Raw genomic sequence first — 25,714 nt, 5'->3', positions numbered from 1 at the left:
GCGATGAAATGGATGTGCGCACCCAAGGCGCTTACCCCGAAGATCCTGACAGGCGCGCTGGGCGCGGCACTGGTGGTCGTAGCTACCCCTGCAGCAGCCCAGTCCGATGCGCGCATGGACCGGCTGGAGCGACAGATCAGTGCGCTCCAGCGGGCGGTATTCCCTGGCGGAGATGAACGCTTCTTTGAACCGGAGATCAGGCCGGAAGCTCGCAACCAGCAACAGGTAACACCGCAGGTTACTACCACGCCGCTGACCGATGTACTGGCGCGGCTTGATGCCATCGAAGGCCAACTCGCCCGCCTCACTGCCGCGACAGAAGTGAACGAAAATGCGCTTTCCGCCATGGAAATGCGGCTTGCTGCACTCGAGACCGGCGGCACCGTGCCGAGAGGTTCGCTCGCCACTGCAACGCCCGCACCGACGCCGACCCCAGCATCACGGCCAACCGGCGTGATACCGGTTCCAGATGAAAGCGTGGAATTGCCCGCGCCGCCTCCGCAGCCGGCGCAGTCCACTCCCAGTGCAGCGCGTGTCGCGGCCGTGGAGGCCATCGTGAAGCCCGTTACCGGCGATCGCGGTGACGACGAGTACACCTATGGCTTCCGCCTGTGGGACGCGGGCTTTTATCCCGAAGCGCAACAGCAGCTGTCGCTTTACCTGGAGCAGTTCCCCGGCCACCCGCTCAATTCGCGCGGCCGCAACCTGCTCGGACGCGCCTTCCTCGATGCCGGTGAACCACGCGCCGCAGCGACGCATTTCTTCGAGAATTACCAGAGCGACGGGCAGGGCGAGCGCGCTGCCGACAGCCTGCTCTATCTCGCCGAAAGCATGATCGCGCTGGGCGATACCCGCCGCGCCTGCATTGCCCTCGCAGAGTTCGGCGAAGGCTATCCCGCGCTCGCCGTGGGCCGTTTGCAGAGAATGTACGAAGGCCTCGGTGCCCGGGTCGACTGCAATTGATGCCGAACTTGTCGAGCGCTTCAAAAACGCGCTCGACCGGCTGAATCCCGAAGCGGGGAAGCTGGGTCTCGCCGTGAGCGGCGGGCCGGATTCCATGGCAATGTTGCTGCTAGCGCAGGAGGCCATTCCGGGCGGGTTCGAGGTCGCGACGGTTGATCACGGCTTGCGCTCCGAAGCGAAGGACGAATGCGCTCTGGTCGTTTCCGCATGCGAGGACCGCAGCGTGCCGTGCGAGGTGCTTAGCGTGCGAGTTGGTGTCGGCAATGTGCAGACCGAAGCGCGGACTGCACGTTATGATGCACTGGCCGATTGGGTGCTTCGCCAGGGGTTGCAAGCCATCGCCACAGCGCACCATGCAGACGACCAGGTCGAAACATTGTTGATGCGGCTCAATCGTGGAGCGGGCCTGACGGGGCTTGCAGGGATTCGCGCTCGAGGTGAATGGGGAAGGCAGGAAGTGCAAGTCCTGCGCCCCATGCTACAGTTTCGCCGTGCGGAGTTGGCAGGAGTGGTCGCCGCGAGCGGATTGGAAACGGCAGACGATCCCAGTAACTCCGACCGAAATTTTGACCGGGTGAGGATGCGGCAGGCCTTGGCACAAGTCCAATGGGTTGATGTCGCCTCCATGTCGGCCAGTGCTTCAAACCTGGCAGAGGCGGCCGAAGCGCTGGGCTGGGTGGCAAGTGAGGAATTTTCCAGGCAAGTCAGGCAAACCGGCGATGAGTGGCGCTACTGCCCGTTGGCACCGCGTGCAGTCAGGCTGATTGTCGTCAATCGCCTGATCGTGAAGCTCGGAGCAAAGCCGCGCGGAGGCCAGGTGGCCGATCTGGTCGATGCATTGCAGTCAGGCAGCAAGGGCAACCTCGGCGGAGTTCTTGCGAGCGTTGAAGGCGCTGAATGGGTCTTTCGCCCCGAACCGCCGCGCAAGACCGGCTAAGTATTAGCCGCCAATATTGTAATTCAGCGAGCCGCCGACGCCTGTCATCACTCCATCGGTAATGATCACCACATCGCCCACCTGAGCGATGTCATACAGGCGCGAGACGAATTCATCGGGCACGCCGATGCAGCCGTGGCTGGCATAGCCCAATTCCACGGTCGAGCCGCCGTGGATGGCGATGCCATCCCAAGTCAGCCGCAGCGTCCAAGGCATGGGCGCATTGTTGTATTTCTCGGAGACATTGTGCCGTTCCTTGGTCAGGATCGGGAAAACGCCGGTCGGTGTCGGATGCCTTTCGGTGCCCAGCAGCGCGGCAGCCGCGCCGATTTCATAGCCGTCGCGAAAAACGCTGATGACCCGTGCTTCGAGGTCGACCGTAATCACCAGCGGGCCGTCAGTCACGCCCTCATCATCCCAATGCCATTCGCCGTAGCGAATTACTCCTTCGATCGGCAGCACGCGCTTGATGACGAAGGGATTGTCGGGATCGTAGGGCGTAATGTCCTGTACGACGGGATTTGAGGCGTATTGCAGCCGTTCTTCTTCGGAGACAGGATCGTTGGCGTAGTAATCACCGTCTGCCAGCGCAGGCGAAAGAGTGTCTGGATCAGCGACACTGTCATCACTTGCCAGCACATCGTCCGCCGTCAGCGTGACCTCGGGTGCATACTGCGCTTCAAGCGGATTGCCGACAAGCATAGCGCTCGCCACCAGCGCCACAGCGCCAAGTGCCAGTCCGCCAATCCATTTCACGCCATTCTTCATAGCTTGCATATAGGCGAAATCGGTCGCGAGTCCCACTCCTTCCGCGCCCTGCGTCCCGTAGCGAGACGGCCGGGCGCGAAAGACTAAACCGCGCTAACCATGTGCGCCAAAGACATTAGCGATGGCGGTGGAGATGCGGAGGCTGAGGCCATAGGCGCGCTCGATCGGATCCACGAAGTCGCGGTGGATCGCTTCATATCCCTCGTCCGATCCGTCCGGCCAGTCGGTCGGCTCGGTCAGGTCGAAGCGCGAAATGCGCGGGAAGCTGACCGGATAGGCCCGCCGCAATTGCGCCAGCGCTTCATCGACACGCAGGGTGAAGATCATCTCCAGCACATCGTCGCGGCTGACGTCGTTTGCGCGGCTGAAGACCGGCACGCTGACAGCACGGATGAACATGGATTGCAGCAAAGTGATGCGCAGTGCCTGCAAAACGCCGATCATCCGACGTTTGTCCTCGCGCCCGTCAACAGGCGCTTCATTTGGGACATGCTCGAGCAGGCGGTGCAGCTTCATTGCATCCACCCGCAGGCGACTGGCGAGGCGGCGGAAAGTGCCGACGCGGTCGTCCTTCACCAGATATTCGCTCAGGCTCTCGCAAGCGTCGCTCAGATGGCTCTCGGTGCCGCGATAGGGCCGGCTGGCCCAATAGGCGGAGTTGAACAACTCTCCATAGGCCGCGACCGTCTTGACGCTGGCTAGGGCATTGGCTGCGCGCACAAGCCGCACCAGTTCACGTCCACGCGGGCTTTCCGCCAGCAATGCGCCGATTTCCTCGTAATTGTTTTCCGCGGCATGACCGATTCCGGCAATGACATTCACCGGATAGCCAAGCTGTTGCAGGATCGAGTTGTGCGGGATGGCGCGGATTTGCCGCAGGCTCATATCGCGGTCCGCATTCAGGTCGCTCTGGCGGCGACTGACGCGGCTGCCGGTGGAATTGAGCAGGCCGAGGCCAAACGCGGTGATCGCACGGCTGTAGGTGCGGCTTTCGAGGTGTTCGCGCTGGTGATCCTTAACCGCACGATAGAAATCGAGGCTCAGGTCGGTGCGCTGGTAAAAGCTGTCTTTCGGCGCATCGGCATCGGTTTCCGACGGACGCAAGCAGGCAATGCGGGTGAGCATGGCACGCGCCAGTTCAGGCGTTGCAAACCACAGATAACCGTCGCCGCCCTGAAAGCTGACTTCCGGCTCCAGCACGATGCCTGCGCGGGCAAAGCGGCGCTTGGCCCAGGGCGACAGCGCCCAATCGAGCCGGTCGGCCATGTTGTTGGGATGCGCGCCGCGACCCATGCTCTCGCCGTGGGTGTTGAAGATCAGCGCCGCGACGTCGGTCAGGCCGTTGTCTTCCATCGCCTGGCTGAGGCGACCCTGGAGCCGTTCGATTGCGAGGCTGGCAGGCACCTGCCCGACAAATCGCCCGGCGTCGGAGAAACCGGCCTGGATAGAGACACGTCCGCGCTCGCGGGCGTAATCCTGATACACCTTCTCGGCGAGCAATTCGTCGAGGAAGCGACCGCCGTGTTCGAGCGCGCTTTCGGTTTCGAACAGCGGTGAGACATCGACCTTGTCATCGATACCGAACAGCTTGGCAAAATAGAGCGCGGCGAGGACCGTCGCAGGCTCTTCGCACTCGGCGATCAGCATGCGGATCGGCGCGTCGGCGTCGATATGCTGCAGGATTTGCGCCATGGCGAGGAATTGACGGATTGCCGTGCTGGCCTCGATGGCTAGCGCACCGAAATTGCTGCGATGAGGCTTCAATTCGGAAATCGCGCGGCGCAGGTGCACCACCGCGCCCTTGCTCGCAAGATCGAGATTGCCCTCCGGGTCGACCCGGCGGCGAATGGCGTTGTGGAGCTGTTTCGCGTTCACGCGGAAGTGGATCCAGCCCATGCCCAGCCCGTCGGCGCGCATGGCAGCGGCCAGAGTCTTGAGCTCTACCGCCCGTTCGCCATCATCGCTCTGCGTGGCTTCCGCTTCGAGTGCGTCGATAATCGGCGCGAGGCTCAGCAATTTGTGCGGATCGTTTGATGTCAGGCGATTGGCCGCGACCGACAAGGCGGCCGGATCAGAGAGATCGGCAGCGAAATCCTGCGATCTTTCAAGCGCATAAAGTGCGGCAGGGCGCAATTGTTCGAGCAATTCGTGCTCGGCATCGATCGCTTCCAGTCCGGCGACATAACGACGCAGCCGCTCTGCCTTTTCGGACAGGCGGAAGCCGATCGAATTGGACCATGTGATGTCGGTCCGGCCATCCATGTCGTAGCCGACCCAGCTGGCAAAGCGGAACGGCAACGGGGCAAGTTCGTGCCATTGGTCCGGCCATGTCTTGCGGGCATGGGCGAGCACCTGCGCCACGATGGCGTTGCGTGCTATTTGCGCATGCGCAATGGCCCGCATCGCGCGTTCGTGTTCATATACCAGCGTGACCTGCGGGCGCTCGTCACCGACGACATCGGCGGAAATTTCCTCGCCCGTCGAAGCCGCATTGGCAACCGCTTCGGATTGCTGCGGAGTCAGCAGGAAGGTCGGGTGAGCGGTGAAAACCGCGTGCAGGTTGGGCCGTTCCCACCGCTGGCGAAACTGCGCAAAATCGCCGGTTTCGAGCGTTTCGGCCAGTGCATCTTCATTGCTTGACGCATCGATTGGGGCGACCATGCGGTTGATTCGCCCGGCGCGCTCGCCCAACGCCTTCACTTCCAATTCGGCGATCGCGGCTTCGATATCGTCGAGCGAAATCTCGCCGGCCTCAAGCTCGCGCGAAAGGTCATGCGCGAGCTGGAACACCGGATTGAACAGCGGCGTCTCCTCCGTCCGGCGGTGGAGTTGCTGAAGGCGGTCGGTAAGGTCTGCGATTCCGGTCACACAGGTAACTCGCTGGCTTCGCGGGCAAGACGCACGACTTCTTCGGGCGAGGCTCCCTTGGGCGCGACCCAGCTTCCGCCGACGCATAGCACCGGATCGAGTGCAAGCCAGTCAGGCGCGGTGGCGGGCGAAATGCCGCCGGTGGGGCAGAATTTTGCCTTGTGGAACGGGGCAGCCAGCGCCTTCAACGCGGGGATGCCGCCTGCGGCCATGGCAGGGAAGAATTTGAAATGCTTCAGCCCCAGGTCCATCCCGCGCATGATATCGCCGGAATTGGCGATACCCGGCAGGAACGGGATTCCCGATTTTACAGCTGCGCGGCCCAGGAGGTCGGTCAAGCCAGGGGACACGATGAACTCGCTGCCTGCGGCCAGTGCCTCATCAAGCTGCTTGTCATTGAGCACGGTGCCGGCACCGACGATGGCGCCGGGAACTAGGTTCATGCGGCGGATGGCCGGCAAGGCTTCGGGAGTGCGCATGGTCACTTCAAGGACCTTGAGGCCGCCTTCAACCAGCGCCTCGGCGGTTTCGCGGGCGTGACCGATATCGTCGACCACCAGCACCGGAATGACCGGCCCGCTGCGCATGATTGTTTCGATGTCACCGGGTGCACTCATCATTTGTCTCCGAATTTCTGGAAGAAGGCAGCCGCCGCGCCAAACAGGCCGGGCTGGGGGTGGGTAATCAATTTGACGGGCAATCCGGCCATCAGCGTTTCGAACCGGCCCTTGGCGCGGAATCGTTCGGCGAAACCGGAATTGGGCAGATGATCGCGCAGCCGGTATCCAAGACCGCCAGCGACGACCACAGCCTTCGCGCCATGCGCCAGCGCCATGTCACCGGCGACCGAGCCGAGAGAGAGGCAGAAGCGATCGACTGCTGCCGCGGCGAGACTGTCCTCGCCGCTCATGCCCTTGGTCCAGATCTCGATGTCGCTCATCTCGGGCACGCTCTTGTGCTCCATTGCGGCAAGTGTCTGATAGATATCGACAATAGCTGGGCCAGCGACCACGCGCTCGACAGAGACACGGTTGTGGCGCTTGCGCAGGCGGGCAAGGATGGCATCCTCGATCTGGTCGAGCGGGGCGAAATCGACATGGCCGCCCTCGGTCGCGGACACGCGGTAGTTGCCGTCAGCCTCACGGTAAAGGTGCGCCACGCCAAGCCCGGTGCCCGGACCAAGCACGGTCAGGCGACCGGTGGCAGGTAGGGCCCCTTCTGGACCAGTAAGGTGCAGGAATTCGCCGTCAGACGCGCGGGCCACGGCATGGGCAACCGCTTCGAAGTCATTGACGATGACGTGCTGCTCTGCGCCGAGCTTCTCCTGCACCAGGGCGGGGCGGATGATCCAAGGATTGTTGGTGAAGCGAATGACCTCGCCGCCCACCGGACCGGCAATTGCCATGGCTACGCGCGGCGGCAATGTCCCGCCCATTTGTGCGCGGTAATCTTCCCACGCTGTCTGGAAACTTACATGGTCTTCGGTGTGAAGCGTGATCGGTTCGCCGAGCGTGATTGCGCCATCCTTGCCGCAGCTTGCGATGGCAAAGCGGGCGTGTGTGCCGCCGATGTCGACTGTGACGATCTCGGTCATGTCTCGTCTCCCTTAAAGACCAGCGGTGGCGAGCATGGCGCTGCCGCCTTTTTCGGCCTCGTCCGCCAATTGCCGGAACATGGCGAACAATTCGCGGCCCGTCCCGATATCGGGAGAAGGATCGGATGCGGGGGTGCGCGCAGAGAGATCTGCCGTGGTGGAAAGTTCTCCGGTCGCCGCGCAGACCTTCACTACATCGCCATCCTGCAGCAAGGAAAGCGGGCCGCCTCCCAACGCCTCGGGCGAGCAGTGGATGGCAGCAGGAACCTTGCCGCTGGCGCCCGACATGCGGCCATCGGTGACCAGTGCCACGCGGTATCCGCGATCCTGCAAGACGCCCAATGGCGGTGTCAGGCTGTGCAATTCGGGCATTCCGTTGGCGCGCGGTCCCTGGAAGCGGACCACGACCACCACATCGCGGTCCAGTTCGCCCGCCTTGAACGCGGCCAGCACGTCATGCTGGGTCTGGAATACGCGGCACGGTGCTTCCACCGTCCAGCGCTCCTGCGCGACCGCAGAGGATTTGAAGCAGGCGCGGCCCAGATTGCCGGTCACGAGCCGCATACCGCCATCGCTCTGGAAAGGCGCGTCCGCGGTGCGAAGCATTTCGTCATCGCCCGAGGGTCCGACATCGCGCCAGGTGAGTGCGTCGCCATCAAGCCCCGGCTCCTGCGCATACTGACCCATGCCGCGTTCACTGCCGACGCCCATGACATCACCATGCGCGAGGCCGGCACCAACAAGTTCGCGCACCACGAAACCCATGCCGCCGGCATCGTGGAAGTGGTTCACGTCGCCCGATCCATTGGGATAGACGCGGCAAAGAAGCGGCACGGCAGAGCTGAGTTCGCTGAGATCGGTCCAGTCCACCTGCACCCCGGCAGCGCGGGCAAATGCGGGGATGTGGATCGCATGATTGGTCGAGCCGCCAGTCGCGAGCAAGCCGACCATGGCATTTACAATGGCCTTTTCATCGACGCAGTGGCCGAGCGGACGATAATCATTGCCATCGGCATTCATGGCAGCAACGCGGTGGACAGCCTCGCGGTCAAGCGCCTGGCGCAGTTTGGTTCCGGGCTGGATGAAGGCGCTTCCGGGAATGTGCAGCCCCATCATCTCCATCATCATCTGGTTGGAATTGGCGGTGCCGTAAAAGGTGCAAGTGCCCGGCGAGTGGTAGCTGCCGAGCTCGCTGTCGAGCAGCTCCGCGCGGCTTGCCTTGCCCTCTGCGTAAAGCTGGCGAACGCGCTGCTTTTCCTTGTTGGAAACCCCGCTGGGCATCGGACCGCTTGGCACGAAGATCGCGGGCAGATGGCCGAAGCGCAATGCACCGATCAGCAGGCCGGGCACGATCTTGTCGCAAATCCCCAGCAGCAAGGTTCCGTCATACATGGCATGGCTGAGCGCAATGCCGGTCGCCATCGCGATGGCATCGCGGCTGAACAGGCTGAGTTCCATGCCTGTCTCGCCCTGCGTCACACCGTCGCACATGGCCGGTGTGCCACCAGCAACCTGAGCGGTGGCACCGACTTCGCGGGCGTAGATCTTCAACCGTTCGGGATAGCGGCCATAGGGCTGATGTGCCGAAAGCATGTCGTTGTAGGATGTGACAACGCCGATATTGGGCCCGCGATTGGACTTGAGCGCTTCCTGGTCCTCCAGCGCGCCTGCAAATGCATGGGCCAGGTTGGAGCAGCTGACCTGCCCGCGATCGGGACGGTTCTCCGCTTCTCGCGCAATCAGCGAGAGGTAGGCCGCGCGGCTTTCTTTCGATTTCGCGATGATACGGTCGGTGACGCGGGCGATGGTCGGATCGAGATTACTCATGCCAGCTTACCCCGTCGCGTTCGGCCAGGGCGATGGCGGCGCTCGGCCCCCAGCTTCCGGCATTGTAGGTCTTGGGCTGCTTGCCACCCGTTTCCCAGGTGGCGCGGATATCGTCCACCCAGTTCCATTGTGCCTCAACCTCGTCACGGCGGACAAACAGCGTCTGGTCGCCGTTGATCAGGTCGAGCAGCAGCCGTTCGTAAGCGATACGCTTGTGCTTGCCGGTGAAGGCATCGGGCATGGCAATATCGAGCGGCACTTCGCGCAAGGTCATGCCTTCTTCCTCGATGCCCGGGACTTTCGCCATCATCGACAGCGTGACGTTTTCTTCGGGCTGGATGCCGATGACCAGCTTGTTCGGTTGCAACCGTGCACCGGGGAAAATCGAGTGCGGAACGCAGCGGAACTGGACGATGATTTCGGTCACGCGTTCAGCCAGCCGCTTGCCGGTGCGCATGTAGAAAGGCACGCCTTGCCAGCGCCAATTGTCGATATGGCCCTTCAGTGCGACGAATGTCTCGGTGTTGCTGTCTCGGCCCAGTTCCTCGTCATAACCGGGAACAATCTCGCCGCTCGATGCGCCGCTGCGATACTGGCCGGTGACGCTTTCCTTGTCGTCAACCTTGCGCAGCGCGCGCAGCACTTTTACCTTCTCGTCGCGCACCGCGCCAGCATCGAAGCTGCTTGGCGGTTCCATCGCCACCAGCGCCAGCAATTGCAGCATGTGGTTCTGCACCATGTCGCGAAGCGCGCCCGCGCCATCGTAGAAATCGACCCGGCTTTCGAGACCGACCGTCTCTGCAACGGTGATCTGGATGTGATCGATGTGCTGCGAATTCCACAGCGGTTCGAACAGGATATTGGCAAAGCGTAGCGCAATCAGGTTCTGCACCGTCTCCTTGCCGAGATAGTGATCGATGCGGAAAATCCGTTCTTCGCTGAAGGCCTCGGCCACGGCATCATTGATGGCGCAGGAGCTTTCCAGATCGGTGCCGAGCGGCTTTTCAAGGCAGATACGCGAATTGCTGTCCGCCAGGCCATGTTCGGCGAGACCCTTGATCGTGGGTTCGAACAGGCTCGGCGCGGTGGACAGGAAAATCGCAATCTCCCGATCCTTGCCGACCTTCTCTGCCAAGTCGGCGTAACCATCGGGCGTGGTGACATCGAGTTGAGAGTAGGTCAGGCGATTGAGAAAATCTGCCATGCCACCGCGACGATGGGCTGGCAGGTGCTTCTCGATCGCTTCGCGCGCGAAGTTGCGAAATTCATTGTCGTCCAATTCGGACCGGGCCGTTCCCACAATGCGCAGATCGTTGGACAATAGGTCGTCGGCGTCGAGCGCGCACAGCGAGGGCAGCAACATGCGCTGCGCAAGGTCGCCCGTCGCCCCGAAAAGGATCAGCGTATCAGCCGCGGTCTTCATTGTCGTTCCAAACTCCTAATATCAGCCGCCGAGATAGCCTCGCCAACCGATGCCGCGCAATGTCCGCCGCCCCCATGTGCCATAGCTCAACCCGTTTCAGTCACTTCGACCGTGCTGTTCCTGAACGACGAGATGCCGAACGTGGTCAGGAAGCTGACATCGGCAGCATCGCGCCCAATCCCTATTTTCACTGTCTTTGCCGGGTCAGCCATACCCGTCGCATCGACGATCTGCCACGAACCGCCACCCTTCAGATCGGGGTCTTCCAGGAAAACTTCGGCGACCGCGTGGAAATCTGGAGGACTGACGCCCGGAGCGTAGCAACTGACATAGCGCGCCGGGATGATCGCAGCGCGCGCAAAACTGATCATGACATGGGCAAAGTCGCGGCAGATCCCGCGCCGCTCGACAAAAGTATCGAGCGCGGTGGTTTTGGCATCCGACGTCCCTGCTTCGTACGTGAAATTGTCCGCAATCCAGTCGCGCATGGCCGCGACTTTCTCGCCGCCCTGATATTTGCCGAACCGATCATCCACGAAGGTGTGCATACGGTCGGCCTGACAGTATCGCGAATCGAATACGTATTCCACGGCCTCACCCGGCAGGTCATGCGGATCGAGCCTGTTGAGCCCGCTGACGTCGGCAACCTTGCGATTGACCTCGACCGTTGCGGTGTAATCGACCTTGTACGGCCCGTCGGCACGTATCCAGATACGCTCTCCGATAGCATCCTGCGCCGGGACGTTGGCGATGTGCTGCGCCTTGGTCAGCCAGGTATCGCTGTCGATTATATGCTGCTCCGGAATGGCAGCCGCCTGGAACTGCAACAGCAGGTCTGTGGGCCGGTCGAGATCGAAGGCGAAGCTGGTTTTTATATCTATGGGCATGTGCGCCCAACGTGGGCCAATCCGGGCTGTTCCGCCAGTGCCGAATATGTTTTCCGCAATTCTTCGCTCGGCGCGCCGCAATCGGGCTTGCGCGCGGTCGAGCTTCTACTAGTCTCGCCTGTAACTAGAGAGGAACACTATGCGAATGATAAAAGCGGCGCTGTATGCGTCGATATCGCTGGGCGTCTGCGTTGCGTCGCCAGCGACCGCGCAGGAATCCCCGATCGCATTTACGGGTGCGACCATTCACACGATGAACGGCTCCAGCGGGACCGGCACAATCGAAGGTGGTATTCTCATAGTGCATGAGGGCCGGATCGTGGCGGTCGGCGGCCCCGATACAGCGATACCCGGCGGAGCCGAAGTGCGCGATGCCACGGGCCTTGTCATCATGCCGGGCATTGTCGACACCCATTCGCATATCGGTCAGGTTTCGGGAGCGGACCAGTCTGCCGCGATCCAGCCGGATGTGCGGGCGCTCGATTCCATCAACGTGCGCGACAGTTCCATTCCGCGTGCGCGATCGGGCGGGGTCACAACTGCCAACATCATGCCGGGCAGCGGCTGGCTGATGAGCGGGCAAACGTTCTACATGCATCTGACCGATGGCAATTCGATCGAGGCCATGGCGCATCTGAGCGCTGATGGCAGCATCTTGGGCGGGATGAAGATGGCGAACGGGACCAACCCCATTCGCGACAACCCGGCTTTCCCCTCAACCCGCGCGCGCTCGGCCGCGATGGTGCGGTCGCATTTCGTTGCTGCGCAGGAATATTGCGGCGGTGATCGTCGTCCGCGCGACATCGGCATGGATGCCATGTGCGAAGTGCTCGAAGGGGATCGCCTCGTCCATTTTCACACGCACCGCTCGGACGACATCATGACCGCGCTGCGCCTGCGCGAGGAATTCGGCTTCGACATGCTCATCCAGCACGGCATCGAAAGCGGCCGTGTGGCGAGTGAAATTGCGGCGGCAGGCGTGCCGGTTTCCGCTATCCTCGTAGACAGCCCCGGCGGCAAGCTGGAAGCTATGGAGGCCAGTCTGGAAACAGCTGCCACGCTGGAGGCGGCGGGTGTCTTCCTCTCTCTCCATTCGGATGACAATATCATCGACAGCCGCATGATGTTCCGTCACGCGGGGATGGCGGTTCGCGGCGGGATGAGCCGCGACGGGGCGCTGCGTGCGCTCACCATCAACGGCGCAGTGCAATTGGGGCTGGAAGACCGCGTGGGCAGCCTCGAGCCGGGCAAATATGCCGACTTCCTGCTGCTCGATGGCGATCCGCTGAGCGTCTACACCGACTTGCTCGAGACATGGGTGCTGGGCGAATTGCTGTTCGACCGCGACGATCCCGACGACCTTTTGCAAGCCACCGGCGGACATGGCGCAGGCAATCCGCAGGCGACAACCCACGTGCTCGAGCGCGAGGCTCACATGCTGGAGGGAGCACGATGAAAACTCTGGTCAAGACACTAGCCGCCGGCCTTGCTGTCGCGCTTCTTTCTTCCACTGCCATGGCGCAGGATATCGCTGTTCGCGGCGGCCAGGTGTGGACCATGGGTCCGCAAGGCGTGATCGAGGATGGTGTCGTGGTGATCGAAGATGGCCGCATTATCGCAGTCGGGCCTGCAAGCGAGATCACCATTCCGCAGGGCGTTCAGGTGCTGCAGGCACCGATTGTTACACCCGGCCTGGTGGATGCGCATTCGACCGTCGGCTTGACGGGCTATCTCAACCAGCCGGACGATCAGGACCAGTTGGACGATTCCGCGCCGGTGCAACCGCATCTGCGCGCAATCGACGCCTACAATCCGCATGACCGGCTGGTGCAATGGGTGCGCGAGCTGGGTGTCACCACGCTCCACACCGGCCACGGCCCTGGCGCGCTGGTGTCCGGGCAGACGATGGTGGTGAAGACCCGTGGCAACACCGTCGATGCTGCGCTGGTCGAAGATGGCACGATGATCGCCGCCAATCTCGGTGCATGGGCGCTCGATCAGGACAGTTCTCCCGGCACCCGCGCCAAGCAGATGGCGATGTTGCGTCAGGCGCTTGTCGCTGCGCAAGGCGGGGCGGACCCCGAAGAAGACCATCTCGGTCCGGGCGAGCGTGACGAGGACAATCCCGGTCGCCGCGATCTGGTGGAAGAAGCCTTCGCACAGGTGCTTGCAGGCGAGACGCCGCTGATGATTACCGCCAACCGTATGCAGGACATGCAAAGCGCGCTGCGGCTTGCAGAGGAATTCGGCTTCACCGTCATCATCGATGGTGCGGCAGATGCGCATTTGATGCTGGATGAACTGCGCGAAGCGGGCGTTTCCATCATCCTGCATCCGACCATGGCGCGCAACGAAGGCGAGTTGGAAAACGCCGCCTTCACCACTGCCGCCGTGCTGGCCGAAGCAGGCATCCTGTTCGCGTTGCAATCGGGTTATGAGGCCTATGTTCCCAAGACCCGCGTGGTCCTGTGGGAAGCAGGCTTCGCCGCCGGCAATGGCCTGACACCTCAAGACGCGCTGGCGAGCGTGACAATCGATGCAGCCCGCATCATCGGCATGGATGATCGCATCGGCAGCCTCGAAGTCGGTAAGGACGGCGACCTGGCGATGTTCGACGGCGATCCGTTCGAATACACCAGCCATGCGACAGGTGTGGTCATCGAAGGCGAGGTCGTCAGCACCGCGGTCCGATAATCACATTTGCGGAAAATTTCGAAGGAGCGCGGGATTAAACCCGAAGCTCCACTCGTTTGCTCCATGACAACCGGCATCGCGCCGGTGCCAAACAAGGAGACGAGACATGAAATTTTCCTTCGCAAAATGCGCTATCGCCGCTTGCGTCATGGGGGCGACTGCCGCTCCTGCGGTCGCCAGCGACGTGCTTTATGAAGAACAGTGGGCCCGCCAGCAGGAAGCCGAGATCTTTACCGCGCCAATCGCCGGAATCGAAAACCGCTTCTGGTTCGATTATCGCGGCAACATTATCGAAGCGCAGGAAGAATTGTCCAGCGACCTTCGCCGCGCGTCCGACCTGGAAGATCGCCGCGATGCGTGGGAAGAATACGGCAACGAACTGATCGACGAGCGTACGCATTACATCGAAGAAATGGCCGAGCGCGGCTACCGCGCCTGGAGCGTCACCGTCGAATAGACATCAGCGCCTCATACAGAAGCACATACAAAAAGGGCCGGAGCGATCCGGCCCTTTTCTTTGCGTGCATTGGGCGATCAGTCCGCCTGCCAACCTGCTTCGCGCGCTGCTGCCTCGGCATCGGCATCGAGAGCATCGCCCGCCGCCATGTCCTGTGCTGCGGCCATGATCTGCGCGGCGCCGGCCTGACGGAACTCGGTTCTGCCTGTTTCGCTACCGCTGCCCATTGTCTCGATCCGCCAGCCGGTGTCGTCGCGGCAGGCAATCCCGCCCGCTTCGGAACCGGCGTAGGCTCGGCAAAACTCACCGCCATTGTTCTGGAACGACAGCAGGATGCGCGTGTCTGCGGATGCGTCCTGATCTGCCACAAGCTGCGTATCGAGCGCTGCGGCAAGCTGGGTTCCGGCATATGGATCGCCCGGCACGTCATCACCAGTGCGCGGCAGGAACACTGCGAGCGCAAGGCTCGCAGCCAGCGCGGGTCCGGCGATCCAGCTCCAGCGTGGCAGGCGGCGCTTTTCCTCGAGCCGTGTCTTCGCCGCGGCAAAGTCGACGACTTCAGCATCCTTGGGTCTGAGCAGGTCTGCCAGACGGTCGGGAACGGGCTGCTCCGCAATCGGGGCAAAATGCGCAGACAGGCGATCCTTGAGCGCCCTATGGGCTTCGACCTGCGCCTGCAGGCCGGAGTCATTTGCCACCGCGGCCTTGATGAAGAGGGCTCGCGCGCCGGAAATTTCGCCATCGGCCCATGCCGCCAGCTCTTCCTGGGTGATGTCGGTATTGCTCATGCCGCATCCTCCAGCATTGCCATCAGCGCATCGCGCCCGCGAACCAGCCGCGAATTGAGCGTGCCGACGGGGCATCCGACGATTTCGGCGGCTTCCTTGTATGCATACCCCTCGACCATCACCAGCAACACCGCTTCGCGCTGATCTTCGGGCAATTTCTGCATGGCGCGGTCGACATTCGAGAGTTCGACCGTCGCTTCCTGCGCCCCTTCGCCGCCGATACCCAAACCGGCATCTTCAGCCACAAAGGTCTGGCTCCGGCGGCTGCGGGAGCGGGTTTCGTCGATCCAGAGGTTTCGCATGATCCTGTACATCCAGCTATCGAGCCGCGTGCCTTCCTGCCATTTGTCCTGCGAGGTCAGCACGCGCTCTATTGTCATCTGGCAAAGATCGTCTCCGTCTGCAGGATGACCTGTCAGACCGGCGGCAAACCGTCGCATCCGGGGCAGAAGGTCCAGCACCTGTTCTTCGAAGGAAATTTTCAGTGTCCTTGCCTTTGTATGAATTAAACGGCTGGCGACGCTCGTTTCATCCATGCTTAATCGAAAAAGTTGCAAGAGACATCCGATGACCCGACCTTTTTCCCTGATTGCCACCGCTTTTGCATTTCTGCTGGCTGTGCCGGCTGGCGCGCAAATGGGTCTGGGCGGGGTGCAAGTGGGTGTGCCTCCGGTGCAGGAGCTGCCGCAAAACCTGCCCCAAAATCTTCCAGGCAGTGTGCTCGACCCGCTGCTGGATCGGACGGACCGCCTGACCGATAGCCTTGCACGCGAAGTTCAGGAATTGGCAGAAGATCGCGTGCGCCGCATCGACCGGCTGGTGCGCCGCAATAGCGACATTATCGAGCGCGATGTGCGCGGCGAACCCGCCCGGCGTGGAGAATTGCTTCTGATGGATGCATCCCCGGCTGCAATCCTGCTAGCCGAAACGCGCGGCTATCGCGTGCTTGGGCGCGAGGAGGTTGAAGGTCTGGACATGGAAGTCATACGGATCGCCGTGCCGCAAGGCGTCGATCTGGGCGATGCGGAGGCAGACCTTTCAGCCCTGCTTCCCGAAGCGACAGTCTCCGCCGATAATCTCTATTTCCGTTCAGGCGGCTCCGCGCTGCCTGCTTCCGCGCCTGCAACTCCAGTCAGAAGGCAAGGCACCAACACTCCGGTCGGCATGATCGACGGTGCGCCCGGTCGCTCGGTCCCTATCACCGCGCTTCGCGGATTCGCGCGCGGAGCGGGAGAGCCGAGCGATCATGGCAGCGCAGTCGCCAGCCTGTTGCGATCTGCCGGAGCCAGCAGGATCTACGCGGCGGACGTTTACGGCACCGATGGTGCTGGCGGAAACGCGCTGGCGATTGCCCGTGCGCTCGGCTGGCTTGCGCAGCAGGAAGCGCGCGTTATCACTATCAGCCTTGTCGGACCCGACAACCCGATATTGTCGCGCGCCATCGCTGCCGCGCAGGCAAGCGGCGCGGTGGTGGTTGCCGCAGTCGGAAACGATGGTCCCGCCGCGCCTCCGGCCTATCCGGCCTCTTACCGGGGCGTGGTGGCCGTGACCGCCGTCGACCGGCGCGAACGCGCGCTGATCGAGGCGGGAAGGGCGCTGCATCTCGATTATGCTGCTCCCGGCGCAGATATTTTCGGCCTGGACCGACGCGGTCGCAGCCAGCGCCTGCGCGGCACGTCCTATGCAACCCCGCTCGTCGCAGCCCGCATTGCCGCAGCGCTGGCGGGTGGCCGCGACTGGCGCCGGTCGCTTGATGCAGAGGCGCATGATCTTGGCCCACGCGGGGCCGACGATACCTATGGTCGCGGCCTTGTTTGCCGGGGCTGCGGAGCGCGTCGCTAAAAAAATTTTCACACCGGATGGATTAAGCCTGACGCGCCATCCGTTTTCCTTTTGTCAGCCGGATACGAGACTTCGCCCGGCTAAGCAGACGAAAGGAATTCGATATGAAAAAGGCTCTTACTTTCACGACCGCTCTCGCGATTGCCATGATTGCAACCCCTGCCAGCGCACAGGTGCTTGGCGGCGGTGGCAGCATTCTTGGTGGTGCAGGCGGCTCGCTCGACAGCACGATCGGCGGCATCGATCGCACAGTCAGCAGCACGACACGCGGTACGCTTGATGCACGCGGATCGACCGAAGGCAATACGCGGGTCAATCGCCGTCGTGGCCGGGTCGAAGCTGACCGCCGCGCTGACGCTTCGCTGACCGGCGACGCAGACCAGCTCCTGTCCAGCCCCCTGGGCGACACCGATGCCCGCGCCAGCGGCTCGGGCAACGCTTCGGGTAGCGGTTCTGCCAGTGCGCAGCTGGTCGGCACCGATGCCGTTCGCGGTACTGTCGGCGAGGTGCGTAACACCGCTACCGGCACGGTCGGCTCGGCACGCTCGACTGCGGCTGGCGTGGCAGGCTCTGCCCGCGCGACAGCAAGTGGTGCGGCCGGACAGGCCTTGGGTGCCGCCAATGGCGCGGGTTCGATCACCGGCAGTGGGTCTGCGAGTGGCTCGGGCAACGGTTCGGCGACCGGCTCGCTCATGCCGACCATGCTTGCAACCGAAGGAAGCGGCGCATCGCAGGGTGAAGGCAGTTTCGCCGTAGCGCCCGGCATGGATGTGCTTGCCTCGAACGGTGCGCGGATCGGCGAAGTTCGCGAGATCGTGGCCGACCAGCGCGGCCAGGTGCAGCAGGTCCTTGTCAGCAATGGCAATGCCGAACGCCTAGTTCCCGCGGGCAATTTCACCGCCGCAGGTGATGCGCTGGTGATGGGCAATGGCTCTGCCGAAGGTTCGACCCAGCCGACCCCTCAACCGGCTCCTGCCACGGAAGACAACCCCACTCCGTAACAACTCCTAGTCCCTGCTGCTGTTCTCCCCGTCCTCAAGACGGCAGGGACAACCAAGGCGGCCTTCGTTCCGGTGCAAAACCGGAGCGGAGGTCGCCTTTTTTGTGCGGGATGAATCAGTGCGTGATGACGCCGAAGAGGTCGTGCGCGTCGGCGTCTTCAACTTCAACCTGCACGATGTCGCCCTGTGCGAGCGTGTCAGGAACGTTGCGGAGATAGACCGCACCGTCGATTTCTGGAGCATCGGCCTGGCTGCGGCCCGTCGCGCCGATATCGCCATCCTCGTCCGGCTCGCCCACTTCATCGATAATGACGGGCAAGGTCCGGCCAACCTTGGCGGCGAGTTTGGCAGTCGAAATACGTGCGGTGACTTCCATCAGCCTTGCGAAACGCTCTTCCTTCACCTCTTCGGGCACGGGGTTGGGCAAGGCATTGGCAGCCGCGCCCTCGACAGGTTCGAAACGGAACCCGCCGACCCGGTCGAGCTGGGCTTCCTCGAGCCAGTCGAGCAAATATCGGAAATCATCCTCGGTCTCGCCGGGAAAACCGACCACGAAGCTGGAGCGGATCGTCAGGTCGGGCGCAATCGCGCGCCAGCTCTTGATTCGCTCGAGCACCTTCGCCTCGTTCGCCGGGCGGCGCATGGCTTTCAGTACCGAAGGCGCGGCGTGCTGGAACGGGATATCGAGATAAGGCGTCAGCAAGCCTTCCGCCATCAGCGGGATCACCGCATCGACGTGCGGGTAGGGGTAGACATAGTGCAGCCGCACCCACGGCGCATGGCCTTCGGCGGTGCGCAGCTGGCCCAGTTCGCGGGCAAGGTCTGTCATGTGGGCGCGGGGTTCGCGGCCGTGCCAGGGGCGGGTCTCATGACGGGTGTCGACGCCATAGGCCGACGTATCCTGGCTGATGACCAGCAATTCCTTGGTGCCTGCCGCAACCAGCTTTTCCGCCTCGCGCAGGACCGCATCGATCCGCCGACTGGCAAGCTTGCCGCGCAGTTGCGGAATGATGCAAAAGGCGCAGGAGTGATTGCAACCCTCTGAAATCTTGAGATAGCTGTAATGACGCGGTGTCAGCTTGACCGTCGCATCATCGGGTTGCGGCACGAGATCGATAAACGGGCCTTGCGACGGTGGCGCAGCTTCGTGAACCGCTTCGACAACGTCCTCATATTGGTGCGCGCCGGTAATCGCGAGCACCTGCGGAAAGCGTGCACGGATCGTCTCGGCTTCCTCGCCCATGCAGCCGGTTACGATGACGCGGCCGTTCTCGGCGATCGCTTCGCCAATCGCTTCGAGGCTTTCTTCCTTGGCGCTGTCGAGAAACCCGCAAGTGTTGACCAGCACCACGTCAGCGCCGGCGTAATCGGCGCTCATGGCATAGCCATCTGCGCGTAGCTTGGTGAGGATGCGTTCGGAATCGACCAGCGCCTTGGGACAGCCGAGGCTGACCATGCCGACTTTCTTCTGATCTTGTATCTGCGTTGCCATAATGCTCGCGCCCCTACACCTGCGCCGCGCTTTGGGCTAGAGCAATGGTCGGGATTGCAAGAGGGGACAGAAAATGAACCTGTTGGATGTGAACTGGATTGCCGTAGTTGTCGGTGCGCTCGCCGGCTTTGTGGTCGGCGGCATTTGGTACGGCCCGATCATGGGCAAGAAGTGGATGGGCGCGGTCGGCCTGAGCGAAGAGCAGATCAAGCAAGGCAGCATGGGTATGATCTATGGCGGCGCTTTCGCCTTCTCGCTTCTCGCCAGCTGGACGCTGGCGCACACCTTTTCAAGCTATGCGCAGGACCTGAGTTTTGCGGTCAAGGTGATGACCAGCTTCGGAGTTGCGCTGGGATTTATTGTCCCGGCGATCGGCACCAATTACCTGTTCAGCCAGAAAAGCAGGACGCTGTTCTTCATTGATGCGGGCTACTGGTTGCTGTTTTACATCGCGATGGGCGCTGTCCATGCGTGGCTGGGCTAGGACGCGCGCCTAATCGACTTCTTCGTCTGCCAAGCTGTTTTCAGCCGGCAGAATTTCAACGATCAGGTCACCTGCCTGCAGGCTGTCTGCCTCATGCTCCCAGAAGCCGCAGGCTGCGCCGTTGCGATAAATTCGCAGGCCTCGTCCGCCTGATGCAAGGTCGCTGAGCGGCCTGCCGATTTCTTCGGGCAGGACCGGGCGCTCGACCAGCTGGACGCGTCCGGTAACCGAGGCGAGGTCGGACATGTATTCGGCGATATGCGCGCCGCGGGCCGAACCTGCGAGCAGCAGGCCGGTAAAGCGCACCGGATTGATGACATTGTCCGCACCGGCCTGTCGTGCCAGCAATTCGTTATCATCGGCGCGAACGACGACACTGATCGGGACGTTGGGCGCGAGATGGCGCACGGTCAGCACAATGAGGATCGAGGAATCGTCGCGTCCGGCGGAAACCAGCACGGTCTGGGCCTGTGAAATGCGCACGGCTTCGAGATTCTCGTCACGCGAGGCATCGGCCTCGATCACGTTGCAGCCCATCGCCTCCGCCTGTTCGAGCCGTTCTTCGCTCGTATCCATAACCACGATGGTAGCCGGATCGGTTCCGCGCTCGATAAGCTCTTCCACGGCTTCGGCGCCGGAGACTCCAAAGCCTAGCACCACGACGTGGTTGGTCAGCTGTTCCTGTATGCGGGCCATGCGCCACTTCTCCCAACTGCGCTTTATAAGGAAATTGTAGGCCGTGCCCACGAATATGAAGAGGACGGCAAATCGTACCGGCGTCACGATCAAGGCTTCGACCAGGCGGGCCCGGTCAGTGATCGGGGCGATATCGCCAAACCCCGTCGTGGTAATTGAAATCATGGTGAAATAGATCACGTCGAGAAAGCTGACGTGGCCATCGAGATTGTCGACCAGCCCGTCGCGATCCCACCAGTGGATCATCACCACCATGAAGATCAGGCCGAGTGCGGTGGAAAGGCGGATGCCTAGGTCGCCCCAGACGGGTATCTGCACGGCGCGGCGCAATGGGGTAAAGCCGCGCTTGGTGCGCCTGCTGCGATCTTCTTTCCTCTCCAATCGCGCCATAAATCAGTGTGCCCCCGTCATTGCGCAAACCGCTCCGCCAAACCACCGATAGCCGAGTGGTGTGTCAGGTCGAGCTGTAAGGGGGTGACCGCGACATAGCCATCCTCGATCGCTTCCAGATCGGTTCCGTGATCGAGCGTGTGTTCGGCATCCTGCAGGCCGAACCAGTAGTAGGGCCGCCCGCGCGGATCTTCGCCTTCGACCAGCGAACCGCGTCCGTAGTCGTGGAAGCCTTGCCGCACGACGCGAATGCCGCGCACCTGATCGGAGGGCAGGGCGGGAAAATTGACGTTGACGAGCGTGCGCTTGGCCATCGTCACATCGATCAGCGGCGCCAGCACGCGCTTGCCCCAACCTTCGGTAGCCGAAAAGCTTGCACCATTGTCGCGATAGGCCTGGCTCAGCGCAATTGCCGGAATCCCTGCTAGTGCGGCCTCCATCGCTGCCGAGATAGTGCCCGAATAGGTAATGTCATCGCCCAGATTTTCGCCCGCATTGACGCCCGAAATGACGAGGTCGGGCTTCTTGTCGGCAAACAGTTTGCGCAGGGCGAGATTGACCGAATCTGTCGGCGTGCCGGTGACCGAATAGCGCCGCTCACCATGTTCGCGCAGTCGGACGGGTTGGTGCAGCGTCAGCGAATGGCCCGCGCCTGATGCTTCTTCTGCGGGAGCACATACCCAGACATCGTCCGATAATGTGGCAGCAAGCGTCTCCAGCACAGCGAGGCCGGGCGCATGGATGCCGTCATCATTGGTCAGGAGGATGCGCATCAGGCGGGAGTCAACTGTGTCACTCCGCCCATATAGCCATGCAGCGCCTCGGGCACCATGACCGAACCATCTTCCTGCTGATAATTCTCCAGTACAGCCACCAGCGTGCGGCCCACGGCAAGGCCCGATCCGTTGAGCGTGTGGACGAAAGCGGTTTTCTTGCCGCCAGCCTCGGGGCGGTATCGCGTGTTCATTCGCCGTGCCTGGAAATCGCCCGTGTTGGAGCATGAACTGATCTCACGATAGGCGCCCTGTCCGGGCAGCCACACCTCCAGATCAAAGGTCTTTCGCGCGCCGAAGCCCATGTCGCCGGTGCACAGCAACATCTTGCGATAGGGCAGGTCGAGCGCCTTGAGGATGCCTTCGGCGCATTGGGTCATGCGCTCGTGCTCGGCTTCGCTGTCCTCGGGTGCGCAGATGCTGACCAGCTCGACCTTTTCGAACTGGTGCTGGCGGATGAAGCCGCGCGTATCCTTGCCCGCCGCACCCGCTTCGCTGCGGAAGCACAAGGTGTGCGCGGTGAGGCGGATAGGCTGCGCGAGATCGGCGATGATGTCGCCTGCGACCGAGGCGGTCAGGCTGACTTCCGAAGTGGGGATCAACCAGCGGTCATCGGTGGTGCGAAAGCTGTCATCGGCGAACTTGGGCAGCTTGTCGGTGCCATACATCGCATCGTCATTGACCAGCACCGGCGGATTGCATTCGGTGTAGCCGTTCTCGCGCGTCTGCGTGTCGAGCATGAATTGCGCGATGGCGCGGTGGAGGCGTGCCATGTCGCCGCGCAGGAAGGTGAAGCGCGCACCCGAAAGCTGCGCGCCGGTTTCGAAATCCATACCCAGCGCCGGACCGAGATCGGCGTGCTCCTTCGCCTCGAAGGCAAATTCGCGCAGTGTTCCCCAGCGAGCGATTTCGACATTGTCGCTCTCGTCATCGCCTTGCGGCACGTCGTCGGCGGGCAGGTTGGGGATGGTGGCGAGGAGGCCGGAGAGTTCGTCGCCAAGCTCCCGCTCGCGCTCTTCCAGCGCTGGCATCGCGGACTTGATCTCCGCAACCTCGGCCTTCAGCGCCTCGGCCTTGTCGGTATCGCCCTGGCCCATGGCCTGGCCGATCGCCTTTGACGCATCGTTGCGGCGGCTCTGCGCTTCCTGCAACTGTGTGGTTAGCGCGCGACGCTCCTCATCCATTGCAAGAATACGAGAGGCGAGAGGCTCTAGCCCGCGCCGTGCCAGTGCTGCATCGAAAGCCTCGGGATTTTCGCGAATTTGCCGGATGTCATGCATGGCCGCGCCTATGCCTTTTTGCGAGGCAGCTTGTCCAGCATGACGTTGGCGGGACACTTCTCGTCGATCAGGCCGCACGGCCTTATGACGAGATTACCAGCGCAACCGCTGAATCTGAGGAGCGACTGTCAGTCAATTCGCGGCCTGAGTCGCGGTAAGCTGGCATTGTGTGTTGGCGCGTTCCGCCACTTGGCCAGACCGCCATTTTTTAACTCATGGCCGCGCCTGTCGAAGGCTCCGCAAAAATTTTAATAATGATCGGCTGCAAGTTTGAAAAACAAGGCAAAAAATCCGAATCGATATTCCTTCTTAAGTCATCAAAGTGGCCGCGCTATTAGTCATCAAGTAGATGCGTATTTTACAATGCAAATGCTTTCACGTTGATTTGGAACGACTTAACTGTTAACCATATTCGACTCGCGACAAAAGAATCGCGTGAGGGGGCCGCCTAACAATTTACTTCCGTCAAGCCCGGCACGCTCTGTGCTGCTGGTTCCAGAATCGGCTGGCGGAGTTCGAGCCTGCTGCAGGGCCAATGTGTTGGGGGAAGAGGCATGCCTATCAGAGTTGACGAAGACGGCGACGGCGCATTTGACGACCGGGACGACGACAACACGACGCTTGGAATTCCAGACCTTATCGATTTGAGTGGTGACAGTAAGGACGACGTTGATCTCCGCATCGACGGCTCGGCCGCTATCATCAATGGGGCAATCGTGGAGACCGGTTCGGTCAACGCGGGTACCGGCAATTTCAACGATTTCCTGGGCGTTCAGAACACTGGAACTGAATTCGGTTTCAACACCGACACTCCAGACCCTTCCAATCCGCACATCAAGACATCGTCAAACTTCACCAAGACGATCAAGCTCAGCGAAATCGCAGTGATCACTATCGATGGTGTTGATTACTACCAATTCCTGCTCGACGTGAACGAGAGCAATGCCAACCCTACGCAGCAGCAGATCTCGCTGGACTCGTTCAAGCTTTACACTTCGACTGACGCGACGATCTCCACGCTGGCTCAACTGCAGGCCCAGCATCTCGCGTTCGATATGGACAATGTCGATCCCGGCAATGCCGCGACCGAATACGATGTCTCGGTTCTGTTTACCGATGCATATTCATCCGGCAGCGGACGGTCCGACCTGTCGATCCTTGTCCCTGTCGATGCCCTGGAAACACAGGGCGGTGGCCCGGCCGATACCTATCTCTACCTTTACACCGAATTCGGTTACGCCGGTGACGACTACCGTACCGATGCGACATTCGAGGAATGGCGGACAGTCGACGCGGTTACGCTCCAGGGGACCAAGTTCAACGACCTCAACAACGACGGCGTCCGGCAGGAAGCTGGCGTCGACGGCATCCTTGGTACAGCCGACGATGAAGTGGGCCTCGAAGGATGGACCATCTTCATCGATTCCAATGGTAATGGCACACTGGACGCCAACGAACGTTCAACCGTGACCGACGCCAACGGCACTTATGTGTTCTACGGCATCCAGACTGACGCAACCTATGTCATCGACGAGGTGCTCACTGACTTCCCTGGATGGATCCAAACCACAGGAGCCAATGAAACTGTCACCGTTGCGAGCAATGCGACCGTCGGCTCGACAATCATGGTGGATCCAATCGGCAACCACCAGCTTGTCCCGAGCATCAAAATTGAAAAGGAAATTCCGCAAATTGTGGGCGGCGTCGGGCCAAATGGTTTGACTGGCGCAGATTCCGCCGGCGACAAGATCATCTATCAGTTCTCCGTCTCCAATGATGGCGATCTCGATCTTACCGACGTGATCCTGACCGACGCGAACATCGACCCCGGTTCGCTTGTTCGTGGAGCAGACATCTTTGGCGACAATGACAATGTCCTCGAAGTGGGCGAAATTTGGTCTTACACTGCGGAACATACCGTCACGCAGGACGAACTCGACAGCAAAGGCAATGATTCGCCCGACGGTCCCGATGGTGACATCGACAACACCGCGTATGTGGTCGCCCAGTCGATAGCTGGCGAAGTTTCGCACTTCGACGAAGAAGACGCTCCGCTAATTCTGCGCCCGGCGATCGAAGTATTGAAATTCGTGACCTCGGTCGAGGATGGTGCGGATTACGGCGCGACCGGCCAGGTCGACAGCGCCGGCGATGTAATCAATTACCTTCTGACCATCTCGAACGAAGGCAATTTCGCGCTTTCCGGCGTGACAATGATGGATCAGGTCGAGTCCTACGCACACGTTATTGCAACTCCGGTTGATGATGGTTTTGGCTTCAATATCGGTGATCTCGATCAGGACGATCTGCTCGATATCAACGAAGTATGGCAATTCACCGCCAGCTATACAGTCGTGCAAAACGACATTAATACCAATGGGTTCGGTGATGGCTTCATCGACAATACCGCCACGGGCGATACCAACGAAACCAATCCCGACACGGCTGATGCGCAGGTCGCCGTTTTCCAGTTTCCGGTGCTGGCGATCGACAAGAAGGTGATTGATGTTGGCGGTGATGGTCCTGACGGGACGATCGATGCGGCCGGTG

Annotated in this window: 22 protein-coding genes; 9 read left to right on the top strand and 13 right to left on the bottom strand. The window is 61.6% G+C overall.

Translation table 11 applies throughout. The features are described 5' to 3' along the window. Positions 1-3: 3 nt before the first annotated feature. Together AAC850_RS03595 and tilS are read left to right on the top strand one after the other, a co-directional pair. Positions 4-963: a tetratricopeptide repeat protein gene (locus AAC850_RS03595; RefSeq protein ID WP_340587255.1), complete on the top strand. Its 960-nt coding sequence runs from the start codon at positions 4-6 to the stop codon at positions 961-963. After that, positions 941-1,900, top strand: coding sequence for a tRNA lysidine(34) synthetase TilS (tilS, locus tag AAC850_RS03590; protein ID WP_340587254.1), 960 nt, complete (start codon positions 941-943; stop codon positions 1,898-1,900). Before AAC850_RS03595 ends, tilS begins: the two co-directional genes overlap by 23 nt. Before the next feature lie 3 nt (positions 1,901-1,903). On the opposite strand, the gene AAC850_RS03585 is transcribed toward tilS, so the two are convergent. The 7 genes from AAC850_RS03585 to AAC850_RS03555 all read right to left on the bottom strand — a co-directional run bounded on the left by AAC850_RS03585 (position 1,904) and on the right by AAC850_RS03555 (position 11,267). Beyond that, positions 1,904-2,704 (bottom strand): L,D-transpeptidase family protein, encoded by an 801-nt coding sequence (locus AAC850_RS03585; RefSeq protein ID WP_340587253.1) that lies wholly within the window; start codon positions 2,702-2,704, stop codon positions 1,904-1,906. Between the two features lie 57 nt (positions 2,705-2,761). Further along, the gene (locus AAC850_RS03580; protein ID WP_340587252.1) at positions 2,762-5,536 is read right to left on the bottom strand and encodes a phosphoenolpyruvate carboxylase; all 2,775 of its coding nucleotides are present in this window, start codon (positions 5,534-5,536) and stop codon (positions 2,762-2,764) included. Then, positions 5,533-6,153, bottom strand: coding sequence for a bifunctional 4-hydroxy-2-oxoglutarate aldolase/2-dehydro-3-deoxy-phosphogluconate aldolase (gene eda / locus AAC850_RS03575; protein ID WP_340587505.1), 621 nt, complete (start codon positions 6,151-6,153; stop codon positions 5,533-5,535). The genes AAC850_RS03580 and eda overlap by 4 nt, the downstream gene beginning before the upstream one ends. Further along, on the bottom strand, positions 6,153-7,130 hold the full coding sequence (locus tag AAC850_RS03570) for a glucokinase (protein ID WP_340587251.1): 978 nt from the start codon (positions 7,128-7,130) through the stop codon (positions 6,153-6,155). The genes eda and AAC850_RS03570 overlap by 1 nt, the downstream gene beginning before the upstream one ends. Before the next feature lie 12 nt (positions 7,131-7,142). Further along, positions 7,143-8,957 (bottom strand): phosphogluconate dehydratase, encoded by a 1,815-nt coding sequence (gene edd, locus AAC850_RS03565; protein WP_340587250.1) that lies wholly within the window; start codon positions 8,955-8,957, stop codon positions 7,143-7,145. Then, positions 8,950-10,380: a glucose-6-phosphate dehydrogenase gene (gene zwf / locus AAC850_RS03560; protein ID WP_340587249.1), complete on the bottom strand. Its 1,431-nt coding sequence runs from the start codon at positions 10,378-10,380 to the stop codon at positions 8,950-8,952. Before zwf ends, edd begins: the two co-directional genes overlap by 8 nt. Before the next feature lie 86 nt (positions 10,381-10,466). After that, the gene (locus AAC850_RS03555) at positions 10,467-11,267 is read right to left on the bottom strand and encodes a transglutaminase-like domain-containing protein (RefSeq protein ID WP_340587248.1); all 801 of its coding nucleotides are present in this window, start codon (positions 11,265-11,267) and stop codon (positions 10,467-10,469) included. 145 nt (positions 11,268-11,412) lie between these two features. Here AAC850_RS03555 and AAC850_RS03550 point away from each other — a divergent pair, with 145 nt between their 5' ends. The 3 genes from AAC850_RS03550 to AAC850_RS03540 all read left to right on the top strand — a co-directional run bounded on the left by AAC850_RS03550 (position 11,413) and on the right by AAC850_RS03540 (position 14,418). Beyond that, positions 11,413-12,723 (top strand): amidohydrolase family protein, encoded by a 1,311-nt coding sequence (locus tag AAC850_RS03550; protein WP_340587247.1) that lies wholly within the window; start codon positions 11,413-11,415, stop codon positions 12,721-12,723. Further along, positions 12,720-13,961, top strand: a complete 1,242-nt coding sequence (locus AAC850_RS03545) for an amidohydrolase family protein (protein WP_340587246.1) — start codon at positions 12,720-12,722, stop codon at positions 13,959-13,961. The genes AAC850_RS03550 and AAC850_RS03545 overlap by 4 nt, the downstream gene beginning before the upstream one ends. Before the next feature lie 106 nt (positions 13,962-14,067). Continuing rightward, complete coding sequence (locus tag AAC850_RS03540) at positions 14,068-14,418, top strand: hypothetical protein (protein WP_340587245.1); 351 nt, start codon at positions 14,068-14,070, stop codon at positions 14,416-14,418. A gap of 77 nt (positions 14,419-14,495) precedes the next feature. On the opposite strand, the gene AAC850_RS03535 is transcribed toward AAC850_RS03540, so the two are convergent. Both AAC850_RS03535 and AAC850_RS03530 read right to left on the bottom strand, forming a co-directional pair. Beyond that, positions 14,496-15,206 (bottom strand): anti-sigma factor family protein, encoded by a 711-nt coding sequence (locus AAC850_RS03535; protein ID WP_340587244.1) that lies wholly within the window; start codon positions 15,204-15,206, stop codon positions 14,496-14,498. Continuing rightward, positions 15,203-15,685 carry an RNA polymerase sigma factor gene (locus AAC850_RS03530; protein ID WP_340587504.1) on the bottom strand — a complete coding sequence of 161 codons (483 nt, stop codon included), beginning with the start codon at positions 15,683-15,685 and terminating at the stop codon, positions 15,203-15,205. The genes AAC850_RS03535 and AAC850_RS03530 overlap by 4 nt, the downstream gene beginning before the upstream one ends. Before the next feature lie 88 nt (positions 15,686-15,773). On the opposite strand from AAC850_RS03530, the gene AAC850_RS03525 reads away from it, so the two are divergent. Both AAC850_RS03525 and AAC850_RS03520 read left to right on the top strand, forming a co-directional pair. Beyond that, positions 15,774-17,048, top strand: a complete 1,275-nt coding sequence (locus AAC850_RS03525; protein ID WP_340587243.1) for a S8 family serine peptidase — start codon at positions 15,774-15,776, stop codon at positions 17,046-17,048. Between the two features lie 104 nt (positions 17,049-17,152). After that, positions 17,153-18,049: a PRC-barrel domain-containing protein gene (locus tag AAC850_RS03520; RefSeq protein ID WP_340587242.1), complete on the top strand. Its 897-nt coding sequence runs from the start codon at positions 17,153-17,155 to the stop codon at positions 18,047-18,049. Between the two features lie 115 nt (positions 18,050-18,164). Here the strand turns inward: AAC850_RS03520 and rimO are convergent, their stop codons facing one another. After that, positions 18,165-19,541 (bottom strand): 30S ribosomal protein S12 methylthiotransferase RimO, encoded by a 1,377-nt coding sequence (gene rimO, locus AAC850_RS03515; protein WP_340587241.1) that lies wholly within the window; start codon positions 19,539-19,541, stop codon positions 18,165-18,167. Positions 19,542-19,614: 73 nt separating this feature from the next. On the opposite strand from rimO, the gene AAC850_RS03510 reads away from it, so the two are divergent. Continuing rightward, positions 19,615-20,025 carry a DUF1761 domain-containing protein gene (locus AAC850_RS03510; protein WP_340587240.1) on the top strand — a complete coding sequence of 137 codons (411 nt, stop codon included), beginning with the start codon at positions 19,615-19,617 and terminating at the stop codon, positions 20,023-20,025. 9 nt (positions 20,026-20,034) lie between these two features. Here AAC850_RS03510 and AAC850_RS03505 read toward each other — a convergent pair whose 3' ends face one another. From AAC850_RS03505 to serS, 3 genes are read right to left on the bottom strand one after another with little or no spacing between them, the layout of a single operon-like run. After that, on the bottom strand, positions 20,035-21,111 hold the full coding sequence (locus AAC850_RS03505; protein ID WP_340587239.1) for a potassium channel family protein: 1,077 nt from the start codon (positions 21,109-21,111) through the stop codon (positions 20,035-20,037). Between the two features lie 17 nt (positions 21,112-21,128). Further along, on the bottom strand, positions 21,129-21,884 hold the full coding sequence (surE, locus tag AAC850_RS03500) for a 5'/3'-nucleotidase SurE (protein ID WP_340587238.1): 756 nt from the start codon (positions 21,882-21,884) through the stop codon (positions 21,129-21,131). Further along, complete coding sequence (serS, locus tag AAC850_RS03495; protein ID WP_340587237.1) at positions 21,884-23,164, bottom strand: serine--tRNA ligase; 1,281 nt, start codon at positions 23,162-23,164, stop codon at positions 21,884-21,886. The genes surE and serS overlap by 1 nt, the downstream gene beginning before the upstream one ends. Positions 23,165-23,718: 554 nt before the next feature. Here serS and AAC850_RS03490 point away from each other — a divergent pair. Further along, positions 23,719-25,714, top strand: a 1,996-nt coding sequence (locus AAC850_RS03490; protein ID WP_340587236.1) for a DUF7507 domain-containing protein, incomplete at its 3' end; no start/stop codon positions are given.

This window comes from Erythrobacter alti, from assembly GCF_037996805.1.
In the GTDB taxonomy this organism is placed as follows: Bacteria; Pseudomonadota; Alphaproteobacteria; order Sphingomonadales; family Sphingomonadaceae; genus Alteraurantiacibacter; species Alteraurantiacibacter alti.
Note: the sequence above shows the minus strand (reverse complement) of the source record. Positions and strands in the feature narration are given on the sequence as shown.